At 64.9% G+C, this 13506-nt stretch carries 10 protein-coding genes; 8 read left to right on the forward strand and 2 right to left on the reverse strand.

All coding sequences use genetic code 11. The features are described 5' to 3' along the window. Positions 1-25 precede the first annotated feature (25 nt). Positions 26-667: a DUF1007 family protein gene (locus tag ACERNI_RS12815; protein WP_448833676.1), complete on the reverse strand. Its 642-nt coding sequence runs from the start codon at positions 665-667 to the stop codon at positions 26-28. A 484-nt stretch (positions 668-1151) separates the two neighbouring features. Here ACERNI_RS12815 and ACERNI_RS12820 point away from each other — a divergent pair, with 484 nt between their 5' ends. The 8 genes from ACERNI_RS12820 (at position 1152) to ACERNI_RS12855 (ending at position 11502) form a co-directional block, all read left to right on the forward strand. Then, positions 1152-3086, forward strand: coding sequence for an AMP-dependent synthetase/ligase (locus ACERNI_RS12820; protein WP_448833795.1), 1935 nt, complete (start codon positions 1152-1154; stop codon positions 3084-3086). Positions 3087-3112: 26 nt separating this feature from the next. After that, positions 3113-3928: an ABC transporter ATP-binding protein gene (locus ACERNI_RS12825; RefSeq protein ID WP_448833796.1), complete on the forward strand. Its 816-nt coding sequence runs from the start codon at positions 3113-3115 to the stop codon at positions 3926-3928. Positions 3929-4056: 128 nt separating this feature from the next. Further along, positions 4057-5007: a branched-chain amino acid ABC transporter permease gene (locus ACERNI_RS12830; protein ID WP_448833677.1), complete on the forward strand. Its 951-nt coding sequence runs from the start codon at positions 4057-4059 to the stop codon at positions 5005-5007. 11 nt (positions 5008-5018) lie between these two features. Next, positions 5019-6095, forward strand: coding sequence for a branched-chain amino acid ABC transporter permease (locus ACERNI_RS12835; protein WP_448833678.1), 1077 nt, complete (start codon positions 5019-5021; stop codon positions 6093-6095). 105 nt (positions 6096-6200) lie between these two features. Then, positions 6201-7529: an ABC transporter substrate-binding protein gene (locus ACERNI_RS12840; protein WP_448833797.1), complete on the forward strand. Its 1329-nt coding sequence runs from the start codon at positions 6201-6203 to the stop codon at positions 7527-7529. 135 nt (positions 7530-7664) lie between these two features. Continuing rightward, entirely contained in the window at positions 7665-8522 is an 858-nt protein-coding gene (locus ACERNI_RS12845; RefSeq protein WP_448833798.1) for an ABC transporter ATP-binding protein, read from the forward strand. Positions 8523-8807: 285 nt separating this feature from the next. After that, positions 8808-10133: an MFS family transporter gene (locus ACERNI_RS12850; RefSeq protein ID WP_448833679.1), complete on the forward strand. Its 1326-nt coding sequence runs from the start codon at positions 8808-8810 to the stop codon at positions 10131-10133. 352 nt (positions 10134-10485) lie between these two features. Beyond that, complete coding sequence (locus tag ACERNI_RS12855) at positions 10486-11502, forward strand: cyclase family protein (protein ID WP_448833680.1); 1017 nt, start codon at positions 10486-10488, stop codon at positions 11500-11502. 163 nt (positions 11503-11665) lie between these two features. On the opposite strand, the gene ACERNI_RS12860 is transcribed toward ACERNI_RS12855, so the two are convergent. Next, on the reverse strand, positions 11666-12976 hold the full coding sequence (locus tag ACERNI_RS12860) for an MFS transporter (protein ID WP_448833681.1): 1311 nt from the start codon (positions 12974-12976) through the stop codon (positions 11666-11668). Positions 12977-13506 lie beyond the last annotated feature (530 nt).

Genomic DNA, 13506 nt, shown 5'->3' on the forward strand with positions numbered 1-13506 from the left:
TTGGCGGGATCCTGGCGCGGGCGTTTCACGGGCAGGCCACCACCACCTTGTTGGCGAACTGGCTGCCAAAATTGGAGGCCTGGTTGAGGGCATTGAAAAAATCCTCGGTCAGGTTCTGTGTTTGCTGCTGCGGCGGAGCCTTGGGACGGGTGATGCTGGTGACGCAGCCGGCGGGAGCGTGCGCCAGAGTGATGGCGCCGTCTCCATCGGCGAGCGAGAAGGCCACGAAATAGGTGGGGTCGGAAATATCGAGCATCAGCGCCTTGCCGGGGCTGGCCGGCTTTTCGAGCGGCAGCAGGAAACCGAGCGCCAACTGGCCGTCGACGAGATCCATGGCCCCTTCTTTGGGCGGGCTGAAGGCGGTTTTGGCGCCGTTGATCTTCAGGTTGGTGAACCAGCCGAACTCGGTGAGGCCATCAATGTTCTCCTTCGCCAGCCCGGCCAGCTCCTCCCGCGAGAACTTGCCGTCGCCGTTCTTGTCCAGCCCCTGGATGGCGTAGGCGGAGAACGCCTTGTCGAACATCCAGCGATGGCGGATGGCGGTGAGGCGGCCATCCTGGTCGAACACCAGCGCCGCGGATGCGGTCACCCACACATGCGGGTGCGCCAGCGCTGGCAGGGCCTGAAGCGCCAGCGCCACGGCGGCCGCCAGCGCGACCCCGGCCATGCGCCGCCCATTTCGGAATGTGTTGCCTCTCATGCAGCTCCCCGGCGCTGATTCTGTCCGGCTGGTGTAATCCGGTCCTTGGCGTCAGGCCATACGCGACAGTCGCCGGCGCGGCGCGACAGTCGCCGCCATGTCTGGCCAATGTATCAATGAGATTACCTGTTGCCGGTTACTTGCCGGCGTCAGCCGGCGCAAGCAGGCGTGCGCGCATGGCGGGATGAGTGGGGCAATTGGACGATAGTATGGCAAATGCAGGCGTCCGGCAGTGTTGTGCCATGCAGGTATTTCTGCAAGGCTCTGTGTTGGCAGGATAAAAACGCGACCGCAATCTTCTGTGAAGCATGACGCGTCGCGACAGGGCTGGAGGTAACGCGTGTCTGCAGCCGTCGCTCCGGAGGCTGGAAATTTCGCGCCGCAATCCGTTCAGGCTTCTGTAACGGCGGCGGCGTCTGCTGGTGGCGAAACCTTCGCCCGGCTGCTCGACATGCACGCCGCCCGGCGCGGCGACCGGCCGGCCTGGCGGCACAAGGACCGCGGCGTCTGGCAGACCTGGACATGGGCCGAAACCCGCCGCGAGGCGCGCGCCATGGCCAGCGGTCTGGCGGCGCTGGGCGTGAAGCGCGGCGACTGCGTCTCGATCATCGGCTTCAACCGGCCGCGCCTGTATTGGGCGGTGATGGCGGCGCATGCGCTGGGGGCCACGCCGGCCCCGGTCTATGCCGACGCGGTGGCGGACGAGCTGGCCTTTGTCTGCGCCCACGCCGAGGCCCGCTTTGCCGTGGTGCAGGATCAGGAGCAGGTCGACAAATTGCTGGCGGTGGCCGACCAGCTGCCGGAGCTTCGCGGCATCATTTATGATGAGCCGCGCGGTCTGCGCGACTATGACCATGGCCAGTTGCACGACCTCGACCAGGTGATGGCGCGGGGGCGCGAGCGCCTTGCGGGGCAGGGCGAGGGTTGCGAGGCCTGGCTGGACGCGGAGATCGCCGCCGGGCGCGGCCCCGACCTGTCGATCATTCTCTACACCTCCGGCACCACCGGCCGCTCCAAGGGCGTGATGATCAGCCATGAGCGCGCCATCGCCGCCGCCCGCAGCACCAGCGAATTCGACAGGCTGACGGAGCGCGACGAGGTGCTGGCCTATTTGCCGCTGGCGTGGGTCGGCGACAATTATCTCACCTTTGCCCAGGCCATGGTCGCCGGCTTCTGCGTCTGCTGTCCCGAATCCGCCGACACGGTGAGCGAGGATCTGCGCGAGATCGGCCCTACCTATTATTTCGCGCCGCCACGGGTGCTGGAGAGCCTGCTGACGCGCATCACCATCCGCATGCAGGACGCCGGCCGCTTCAAGCAATGGCTTTACCGGCGTTGTATCGCCGTGGCGCGCCGTCATGGCGAAGCCATCCTCGAGGGCCGGCCGACGCCCGCTGCCGGGCGGCTGGCGTATGCGCTGGGCGAGGCGCTCATCTACGGTCCCCTGAAGAACACGCTGGGTTTTTCAAAAATCCGCGTTGCCTACACGGCGGGCGAGGCGATCGGCCCGGAACTGTTTTCCTGGTATCGGGCGCTGGGGATCAATCTGAAGCAGCTATACGGCCAGACCGAGGCGTTCCTGTTCGTCACCGCCCAGCCGGACGGACGGGCGCGGCCTGATACGGTGGGACCGCCAGCCCCCGGCGTTGATCTGCGCATCGCCGATGACGGCGAGGTGCAGTTCCGCTCGCCGGGCATGTTCACCGGCTATTTTCGCGAGGACGACAAGACCCGCGAGGCGATGACGGCGGATGGCTGGGTGAAGACCGGCGACGCCGGCTTCTTCACCGCCGATGGCGACCTGAAGATCATCGACCGGGCCAAAGACGTCGGCCGGCTGGCCGGCGGGGCGCTGTTCGCGCCGAAATACATCGAGAACCGGCTGAAGTTCTATCCGAACATCAAGGAAGTGGTGGCCTTTGGCGACGGCCGCCAGGATGTGACCTGCTTCATCAATATCGACCTGACGGCCGTGAGCGCCTGGGCCGAGCGCAATAACGTGGTCTATGGCTCCTACCAGGAGCTCGCCGCCCATCCGCAGGTGGCGGAGTTGCTGCGCAAGGACATCGTCGCCGCCAACGCCGCGCTGGCGCTGGAAGAGGCCATGGCGCCCTCGCAGGTGCGCCGCTTCATCATCCTGCACAAGGAGCTGGACCCGGACGATGGCGAGCTGACGCGCACCCAGAAGGTGCGGCGCGGTTTCATCGCCGAGCGCTATGCGCCGCTGGTGCAGGCGCTCTACGACGGTTCCGCCGAGGCGGACATCACCACGGAAGTCACCTTCGAGGACGGGCGCAAGGGCCGGCTGTCGGCGCGGCTGCGGGTTCAGGACCTGGGCGGCGGTCCGCAACAGGCGCGAGCGCAGGCGAATGGGGGGCGGCCATGAACGGTCAGGCCATGAACAGTCAGGGCATGAATGGTCAGGCGCTGTTCAGCCGCAGGGACGACAGCGTGGCGAAGGGCGAGCCCCTGCTGACGGTGGAGAATGTTTCCCTGCGCTTTGGCGGCGTCAAGGCGATCAGCGACGTTTCCTTCGACATCCGCAAGGGCGAGGTGCGGGCGATCATCGGCCCCAACGGCGCCGGCAAAACCTCGATGCTCAACGTCATCAACGGCTTCTATCACCCGCAGGAGGGCCGCATCAGCTTTCGCGGCCAGACGCGGCGGCGCATGCGCCCCTCCCATGCGGCGGCCCAGGGCATTTCGCGCACCTTCCAGAATGTCGCCTTGTTCAAGGGCATGAGCACCCTCGACAACATCATGGCCGGGCGCACCCTGCACATGAAGCGCGGCTTCTTCTGGCAGCTGTGGCGCCATGGCCCGGCGCTGGACGAGGAAATCCGCCACCGCCGCGTCGTCGAGGAAATCATCGACTTCCTGGAGATCGAGGCGGTGCGCAAGACGCCGGTCGGCAAATTGCCCTACGGCCTGCAGAAGCGGGTGGAGCTGGGCCGGGCGCTGGCCATGGAGCCGGACCTGCTGCTGCTCGATGAGCCGATGGCGGGCATGAACCTGGAGGAGAAGGAGGACATGTGCCGCTTCATCCTCGACGTCAACAACGCCTTCGGCGTCACCATCGCCCTGATCGAACACGACATGGGCGTGGTGATGGACCTGTCAGACCGGGTTGTGGTGCTGGAGTACGGCCGCAAGATCGCTGACGGCGCGCCGGATGAGGTGAAGGCCAGCCAGGCCGTTATCGACGCCTATCTCGGCGTGGCGCACTAGCGCGCGTCCGGCGGAACGCGCCGGAAGCGCTCCATCTTTTTGTTCGACGCATTTGCACGCTGTTCGCGCGCTGTCCTTCACGAAAAGTGGCCGCCACTTTTCCCGGGAATGCTTCAGGAGGCGGGACGATGCTCTACAACGTCTTCATCGATCCCTTCGTCCAGATGGCCGGCGCGCCGGACCTGCTGGTCCAGGCGCTGTGGGACGGGCTGGTCTCCGGCGTGCTCTACGCCCTGATCGCCCTTGGGTTCGTGCTGATTTTCAAGGCCTCCGGCGTGTTCAACTTCGCCCAGGGCATCATGGTGGTGTTCGCGGCGCTGACCCTGGTTGGCCTGTATGAGAAAGGCGTGCCGGCCTGGGGCGCGCTGATCCTGACCCTTGGGGTGATGTTCCTGCTCGCCGTGGCGGTGGAGCGGGTGGTGTTGCGGCCGCTGGTCAACCAGCCGGACATCATCCTGTTCATGGCCACCTTCGGGCTGACCTATTTTCTCATCGGCTTCGGCGAGCTGGTGTTCGGCGGCAATCCCAAGGCGATGATCACCGAACAGCTCGGCCTGCCGCGCGGCGTCATCGACGTGGAGATGCTGGGCGGGCGGGTGTCGTTCCAGAAGATCGACATCGCCGCCGCCGTGATCGCTTCCATCATGGTCGCCGCTTTGGCCGTGTTCTTTCAGAAAACCCGCATTGGCCGGGCCCTGCGCGCGGTGGCGGACAGCCACAAGGCGGCGTTGTCGGTGGGCATCTCGCTCAACCAGATCTGGGTGATTGTCTGGTTCACCGCCGGCGTCGTCGCGCTGGCCGCCGGCATCATGTGGGGCGCCCGCTCCGAGGTGTCGTTCGCGCTGGAGATCGTGGCGCTGAAGGCGTTGCCGGTGCTGGTGCTGGGTGGGTTTACCTCGGTGCCGGGGGCGATTGTCGGCGGCCTGATCATCGGCGTCGGCGAGAAGCTGGGCGAGTTCTACTGGGGGCCGCTGGTGGGCGGCGGCATCGAGACCTGGCTGGCCTATTTCATCGCCCTGGCCTTCCTGCTGTTCCGGCCCCAGGGCCTGTTCGGCGAAAAAATCATCGAACGGATCTGAGGGGCCGCGCCATGCTCTATCGCGAAACCGGCCAGTTCAAGACCAGCTACAAGGCGGATATGGCGGTGTTTCCGATCCGTCAGGACCGGATCGGCCTCGCCATCATCCTGCTGCTCGCCTTCGTGGCGATGCCGCTGTTCGGCGGCGCCTTCCTGCTCAGCGCGGTGATGATCCCGCTGCTGGTGTTCGCCCTGGCGGCGCTGGGGTTGAACCTGCTCACCGGCTACACCGGGCAGCTGTCGCTGGGCACTGCGGGCTTCATGGGGGTGGGCGCCTACGCCTGCTACAAGCTCACCACCTTTTTTCCGGAGGTGAACCTGATCGTCTGGATTTTGGCGTCCGGGTTCTTCTCGGCGGCGGTGGGAGTGTTTTTCGGTCTGCCGTCCCTGCGCATCAAGGGCTTCTATCTGGCGGTGGCGACGCTGGCGGCGCAGTTCTTCCTGCAATGGTGCTTCATCCGCATTCCGTGGCTCTACAACAACAATGTGTCGGGGGCGATCGAGGCGCCGGTGCGCACCCTGTTCGGCATGCCGATCACCGGGCCGCACGCCACGCCGGAGCTGCGCTATCTGGTGGTGCTGTCGATCGTCACGCTGCTGACCTGGATCGCTTCGAACCTGGTGCACGGGCGGGTGGGGCGCAGCTGGATGGCGGTGCGCGACATGGACATCGCCGCCGAGCTGATGGGCATCCGCCTGCTGCCGACCAAGCTGCTGGCCTTCGCCGTGTCCTCCTTCTACTGCGGCGTCGCCGGCGCCCTGATGGTGTTCCTCTGGTACGGCTCGGCCGAGCCGGAGGTGTTCTCCATCAGCCAGTCGTTCCTGATCCTGTTCATGGTGATCATTGGCGGCCTCGGCAGCCTCATCGGCTCGTTCCTTGGCGCGGCGATGATCTACGGCCTGCCGATCGTGCTGAAGATGCTGTTTCCCATGCTGGGGCTCAGCATCGGCGCCGCCACCGTCGAGCACATCACCTTCATGGTCGTGGGGGCCATGATCATTGGCTTCCTGATTGTGGAGCCGCACGGGCTCGCCAGCATCTGGCGAACCATCAAGCAGAAACTGCGCGTCTGGCCATTCCCCTACTGAAGGCCGGCGCGGAGCGTAACGAACGGTGAAAAACATAACGGGCCAGCGCCAGCAGCAACGGCAGGGGCGCAGCGCCGCACATGGAGGACGACAGCCATGGGTTACATGAGCAAGGTTCTGCTTTCGGCCGCATCAGGCGCCGCCATGCTTCTGGGCGGGCAACTGACGCCGGTGCAGGCGCAGGACGGCAAGGACGCCAATTTCGTGCCGCTGTTCACCTACCGCACCGGGCCGTTCTCCGGCTCCGGCATCCCGATCGCCAACGGCATGCGCGACTATCTGGAAATGCTGAACCAGCGCGACGGCGGCATCGGCGGGGCGAAAATCGTCATCGAGGAATGCGAGACCGGCTACGACACCAAGAAGGGGCTGGAGTGCTACGAGGCGGTGAAGGGCCGCAACCCGGTGATGGTGAACCCCTGGTCCACCGGCATCACCCTGCCGCTGATCCCGCGCGCCGCCGTTGACAAGATCCCGGTGCTGTCGATGGCCTATGGCCTGTCCGCCTCGGCTGACGGCCAGACCTTCCCGTGGATCTTCAATCCGCCCAACACCTATTGGGACGGCCTCTCCGTCATCATCAAGCATATCGCCGATGAGATGGGCGGGCTCGACAAGCTGAAGGGCAAGAAGATCGGCTACATCTATCTCGACGCCGGCTTCGGCAAGGAGCCGATCCCGATGTTCGAGCAGTTCGCCAAAGACCTTGGCTTCGAGCTGAAACTGTACCCGGTGGCCGCCACCGACATGCAGAACCAGTCGTCGCAATGGCTCGGCGTGCGCCGCGACAAGCCTGACTACATGGTGATGTATGGCTGGGGGGCGCTCAATCCCACCGCGATCAAGGAAGCGACGCGCATCAATTATCCGATGAACCGCTTCATCTCGATCTGGTGGCCGTCCGAGGATGACGCCCGCTCCGCCGGGGCTGGCGCCAAAGGGTTTCGCGAGCTCAACTGGCACGGCGTCGGCACGGATTTCCCGGTGCTGAAGGACATCCAGAAACACGTGGTCGACAAGGGGCTGAGCAAGGTCGCCAAGGGCAAGGAAGGCGAGGTGCTCTACAATCGCGGCGTCTACAACTCGATGCTGATTGCTGAAGGCATCCGCAACGCCCAGAAGCTCACCGGCAAGAAGGCGGTGACGGGCGAGGATGTGCGCCGGGGCCTGGAAGCCATCAACCTGACGCCGGAGCGGCTGAAGGAGCTTGGCATGGAAGGCTTCACCGATCCGCTGAAGCTGTCCTGCGCCGACCATAACGGCCATGGCGCCGCCTTCGTGCAGGAATGGGACGGCGAGAAGTATGTGAAGATCGGCGGTCCCATCAAACCGATGGAAGACAAGGTGGGGCCGGTCGCGGCCGCCGCGGCGAAGGATTACGTGGAGAAGAACGCCGGCTGGCCGAAGCGTTCGGAAGCCTGCGACAGCAAATAGGCCGGGGCTGGACAGTTGGGGCCGGCAATCCGGCGCCAGCTCCCGGCCGGGCGATGCGCTGGTCTGGCCGCAAGGCGGGCGGATCATGGCGCGCCGCCCGCCGGCCTTTTCCATCTGGGGAGCATGGCGATGGCGATGGATACGGGCGCGGCCGCCGCGCCGCCAGGGGACGTCAACCGCGAGGCCGCCCGCGACGTCATCCTGGCCGTCAACAATATCGAGGTCATTTATGACCATGTCATTCTGGTGCTGAAGGGGGTCTCGCTCGAGGTTCCGCGCGGCGGCGTCGTGGCGCTGCTCGGCGGCAATGGCGCAGGCAAAACCACGACCCTGAAGGCCATCTCCAATCTGCTGCGTGCGGAGCGGGGCGAGGTGACGCGCGGCTCCATCATGTTCCAGGGCGAGCGGATTGACCGGATGAGCCCCAACGAACTGGTGCGGCGCGGCTGCATCCAGGTGATGGAGGGTCGCCATTGCTTTGGCCACCTCACCATCGAGGAAAACCTGCTGACCGGCGCCTTCACCCGCCGCGATGGCGCGGCGGCGATCCGCCAGGATCTGGAGAAGGTCTACGCTTATTTCCCGCGCCTGCGCGAACGGCGAAAATCCATGGCTGGCTACACGTCAGGCGGCGAGCAGCAGATGTGCGCCATCGGCCGGGCGCTGATGTCGCGCCCGACGCTGGTGCTGCTGGACGAGCCTTCGATGGGACTGGCGCCGCAGATTGTCGGCGAAATTTTCGAAATCGTGAAGGAACTTAACGCCAGCGAGAATGTATCCTTTCTGTTGGCCGAACAGAATACCAACATGGCCCTCAAATACGCCACCTACGGCTACATTCTTGAAACCGGGCGGGTGGTGATGGACGGCGATGCGGACATGCTCCGCGCCAACGCTGACGTGAAGGAGTTTTATCTGGGGGTGTCGGAAGGCGACCGGAAATCCTTCCGTTCGGTGAAGAGCTATCGTCGTCGCAAGCGCTGGTTGACGTAGGGGAATTTGGAAAGAAAAGCGACGTCAGCGCCCTGTGGCGGTGATCTGGCAGCATGTGGCGAAAGCGGCGGATCAGACGTCTTTGCCGGCGGCAGGATATGTCAGGCAGTCCGGCAATGTTGAATGTGTCCGTCTGGATCTGCTTGTGGCTTGATTGTGACAGGTTCTGGAGAACTGCTTCAGGAATGGGCGTCAGGCCGGGAAAACCTGGACCCTGTTGTTGATTTATCCGCGAACGGCCCTATGCCGGGCGCGGGGGTTGATAATGAATTGCAGGAGCTGTTCATGAGTCATGCCGCCACGCCCATTGCGACCGGGTCCGACAACAGCGGAATGTCTGACGGAAAACGCATTTTTTCGATTTTCGCCGCGTCTTCCGGCAATCTGGTCGAATGGTTCGATTTTTACGCCTATGCGTTCACGGCGGTTTATTTCGCGCACGCCTTCTTTCCCAAGAGCAATCCGACCGTTGAGCTGATGAATGCCGCGGCTGTGTTCGCCATTGGCTTCCTGATGCGGCCGATTGGCGGCTGGCTGTTTGGCATGGTCGCGGACCGGTACGGCCGCAAGCGCTCAATGATCATCGCTGTGCTGATGATGTGCGGCGGCTCGCTGATGATCGGCCTGCTGCCGACCTATCAGAGCATTGGCGTTCTGGCGCCCGCCCTGCTGCTGCTCGCCCGCATGTTGCAGGGGCTTTCGGTTGGCGGCGAATACGGCACCAGCGCCACTTACATGAGTGAGGTGGCCAAGGCCGGACGGCGCGGTTTCTTCAGTTCTTTCCAGTATGTGACGCTGATTGGCGGCCAGTTGCTGGCGTCGCTGGTCGTGCTGATCCTGCACGCCACGATTGATGATGAGCACATGCGGGCCTGGGGCTGGCGCATCCCGTTCTTCATTGGCGCCATCGCCGCGCTCGTCGCCCTGTTCCTGCGCCGCTCCCTGACCGAGACGCTGTCGGACGATCACGCCCAGCGCAAGGAGGCGGGTTCGCTGAGGGCCTTGCTGGCGCAACATCCCAAGGCATTCCTGCTGGTGCTCGGCCTGACGGCCGGCGGGTCGCTCATGTTCTACACATGGTCGACCTACATGCAGAAATATCTGATCAACACCACCGGTCTGCCCGCCGCCGCCACCAGCGTGGTGATGACCTCGGTTCTGCTCATTTTCATGCTGGCGCAGCCGGCGTTCGGCGCGCTCTCGGACCGGATCGGCCGGCGCACCTGCATCATCATCTTTGGGGTGCTCGGCATTCTCTGCACCGTGCCGCTGCTGACGCGGATCGCCACGGCTTCCACGCCGTTCGTCGCCGGGGCGCTGGTGCTGGCCGGCATGCTGATGATCAGCTTCTATACGTCGATCAGCGGCGTGGTGAAGGCCGAGCTGTTTCCGCCGGAAGTGCGCGCCCTTGGCGTCGGTTTCCCGTATGCGGTGGCCAACGCCATCTTCGGCGGCACCGCCGAATATGTGGCGCTGGCGCTGAAAAACGCCGGGCATGAGTCCTGGTTCGGCTGGTATGTCACGGTGATGGCCGTGCTGGTTCTGGTGGTTGGCTTGCTGATGCCGGACAATCGCAAGGAAGGTTATCTGCGCGGCGAGGGCATCCACTAAGCCGGGCGGCCTGCGGCGGCGCGCCCGCCGGAGGCCATCGTGACAGCAGGCAAACGACAACGGGCGTTCCGGCCAGGCTGGGCGCCCGTTTTGTTTTGGCGGTGATCACAAAAATTTCAGGTGTTGATGCATGAAAACGTGGGTGCGGCTGGCATAAACGGCGGGTTTCCTTGTCGGACACGAAAGTTTTGGCGGCGGGAAGCTTGATTAATGCTTGCCGGACGCTGCACACTTCATGCGCCGGCGCGCCGCAGGACAGGCGCGGGAAGCGCTGCAGCGCGACGGCGTCTCGAAGAACCACAAGCCGCCCGGCGTGATGGGCGGACAAACAGGTTTGCGGGGAGGACATCGCATGACGGTTGTGCTTGGGGCCAGGGGACGGATAGCCGCCACGAGGCGGGCAGGTCTGGGGGCGGCGCTGGCGCTCGCCATGGCGGCGACGCCGGGCGGGGCGCTTCTGGCGAAGGATGACGCCGCTCCGGCTGGCAAAACCGAACAGGACTGGACGAAGTCCAAATGGGGGCCAAAGGATGAGGTGGGCGCGGCCAATTACCAGACGCCCGATCTGGTGAAAAAGGCGGCCGACCTGGTCAAGACCGGCAAGGTCTACAACCTGGCCATGGAATCCAACCTGTCGCTGCCGGCTTACGAGCCGCGCAAGATGGAGATCATGGTGGTGCAGCCGGCCCAGGCCGGTCCAAACGGCGTTTTTGGCCCGAACAAGGCCACCTACAACGACGACATGATCGTCGGCTGGAATGGCGCGGGCACCCATATCGACGGGCTTGGCCATCTGGGCGTCGACCACGTCTATTACAATGGCCACAAGATCCATGAATTCGCCGACATCAAGGGCCTGAAGAAGCTCGGCCTTGAGAAGTTCCCGCCCGTGGTGGCGCGCGGCGTGCTGCTCGATATCGCGGCGTTGAAGGGCGTCGACATGCTGAAGGAAGGCACGCCGATCAACAGCAAGGAAATCGAGGAGGCGGCGAAGAAGCAGGGCGTCGAGATCCGCCAGGGCGACGTGGTGCTGCTGCACACCGGCTGGGCCGACATGATCGGCAAGGACAACAAGAAATACATCGCCGTGCAGCCTGGCCTCGGCATGGACGGGGCCAAATATCTGACCGGCAAGGGCGTCATCGCCATCGGCTCGGACACGGCGGCGCTGGAAGTGCTGCCGGGCGAAACCAAGGACCTGTTCCCGGTGCACCAGGAACTGCTGGCGCGCAAGGGCACCTATATCCTGGAAAACATCGTCACGAAGGAGCTGGCGGCGGACAAGGCGAACGAGTTCATGGTGATCCTGTCGCCGCCACGCATCACCGGCTCCGTCCAGGCCATTCTCACGCCTGTGGCGGTGCGGTAGGCGCTTTCCGATCAGACGAGATCCTCTGATCGACCGGAGTTCGCTCAGAACAAAGGCTCTGGGCGAGGAAATCGCGACGGGCCCCCCAAGGCAAAAAGGGGCGGCAAAGCAAAAAAGGGGCGGCCTGGGCCGCCCCTTTCGCTTTGCGCGCTTCGGCCGCAGCTTACTCCGCCGGGCTGACGGCGACGCTGTAGCTGGCGATGCGCCGCGCCGCTATCGCAAGGGCGGCGGCGGTCAGCAGGGCGGCGATGGTCAGATACCAGCCAACGGCGGCGAGGCCGTGATTGCCGGCGAGCGAGGTGGCGATGTAGGGCGCCAGCGACGCGCCGAGAATGCCGCCGATATTGAAGGTGAGCGAGGAGCCGGTGTAGCGCACCGGGGTCGGGAACAGTTCGGCCAGCGCCGTGCCCAGCGGCCCGTAGGTGAAGCCCATCAGGGCAAGGCCGATCACCAGGTAAAGGCCAATCAGCCAGAGGTTGCCGGAGCCGAACATCGGGCCGGTGAGGAAACCGAAGGCGGCGATGGCCAGGCTGACGCCGATCAGCACCCGCAGCCGGCCCAGCCGGTCAGCCAGCACGGCGGACACCGGAATGCCGAGGCCAAAGAACACAACGGCCAGCATCTGCAGCGGCAGGAAGGTGTCGCGCGGCACGCCAAGGCGCGCGGTGCCCCAGCTCAGGCAGAACACCGTCATCAGATAGAACAGCACGAAGGTGGCCATCGAGCCGATGGAGCCCAGCAGCAGGGCGCCGGGATGATCGCGCAGCACCGCGAGCATGGGCGCGCGCACCCGCTCGTTGTGCTGCACCGCCTTGTTGAAAGCCGGCGTTTCGGTCACCTTCAGGCGTACGTACAGGCCAACGAGCACCAGCGCGGCGCTGACGATGAAGGGCAGGCGCCAGCCCCAGCTCATGAACTGCTCGTTGGTCATCATGTGATCCAGCGCCAGGAACGAGCCGTTGGCGAGGATGAAGCCGATGGGCGCGCCCAGCTGCGGGAACATGCCGTACCAGGCCTGCTTGCCGGGCGGCGCGTTCTCCGTGGCGAGCAGCACCGCGCCGCCCCATTCGCCGCCGAGGCCGAGCCCCTGGCCCAACCGGCACAGGGCCAGCAGCAGCGGCGCCGCTACGCCAATGGTTTCATAGCCTGGCAGAAGCCCGATCAGCACCGTGGAAATGCCCATGGTCATCAGCGCCGCCACCAGGGTGGCCTTGCGGCCGATGCGATCGCCGAAGTGGCCGAAGATCGCCGCGCCGATGGGACGGGCGAAAAAGGCGATGGCGAAAGTGGCGAAGGATTGCAGCAGGGCGCTGGTGGGATCGCTGGCGGGGAAGAACAGTTTCGGGAAGATCAACACCGCAGCGGTGGCGTAGACATAGAAATCGAAGAACTCGATCGTCGTGCCGATCAGGCTGGCGGCGAGAACCCGCGCCGGGGAATTGCCGGCGGGCAGGGGTTTTGTCGGGCTGGACACGCTGTGGGCTCCGGCGGTGAGGCGGCCCGCTTCTGGAAACGGGTTTCTTTGGGCGACGCAAAGCCGGAACAGGGCGGACGCGCACGAGATTGCGCGCCGGCCGGCGCCGGCTGGCTTGATTTCACAGGTCGCCTTTGCAGATTACTGGCCGCAAGGCCGGCTGTGCACCAGATTGTCGCTGGCGTTTTGCCATCGCCCGCTCCCGGGCGGATGGCAGTCCGGGTCATCGCCGGAGCACAGAATGCCGCGTCAACCTGAATGGTCTGCGTCCGCAACATCGCGGATTGCTGGAAACCTGTTCATCACGTTGCGTAAATGTCGGCCGTCGCTGCTGCAATACTTCTTTCGCAGCAGCAGGGTCCCGTGCACGGCATGGCAGATCTGATGGCAAGCCGGATGGCGGGCTGGGTCGCGGGCTTTGCCGGTGGACTTCTTGTCGGGGCTGGCGCGCGCGCCGGCAACCATGCATTGCGCATGCGACAACGGGCGCCCCGGTTGGGGCGCCCGTCCAGCTTCTCAGTGCGATTTAT

This window comes from Camelimonas sp. ID_303_24, from assembly GCF_053543495.1.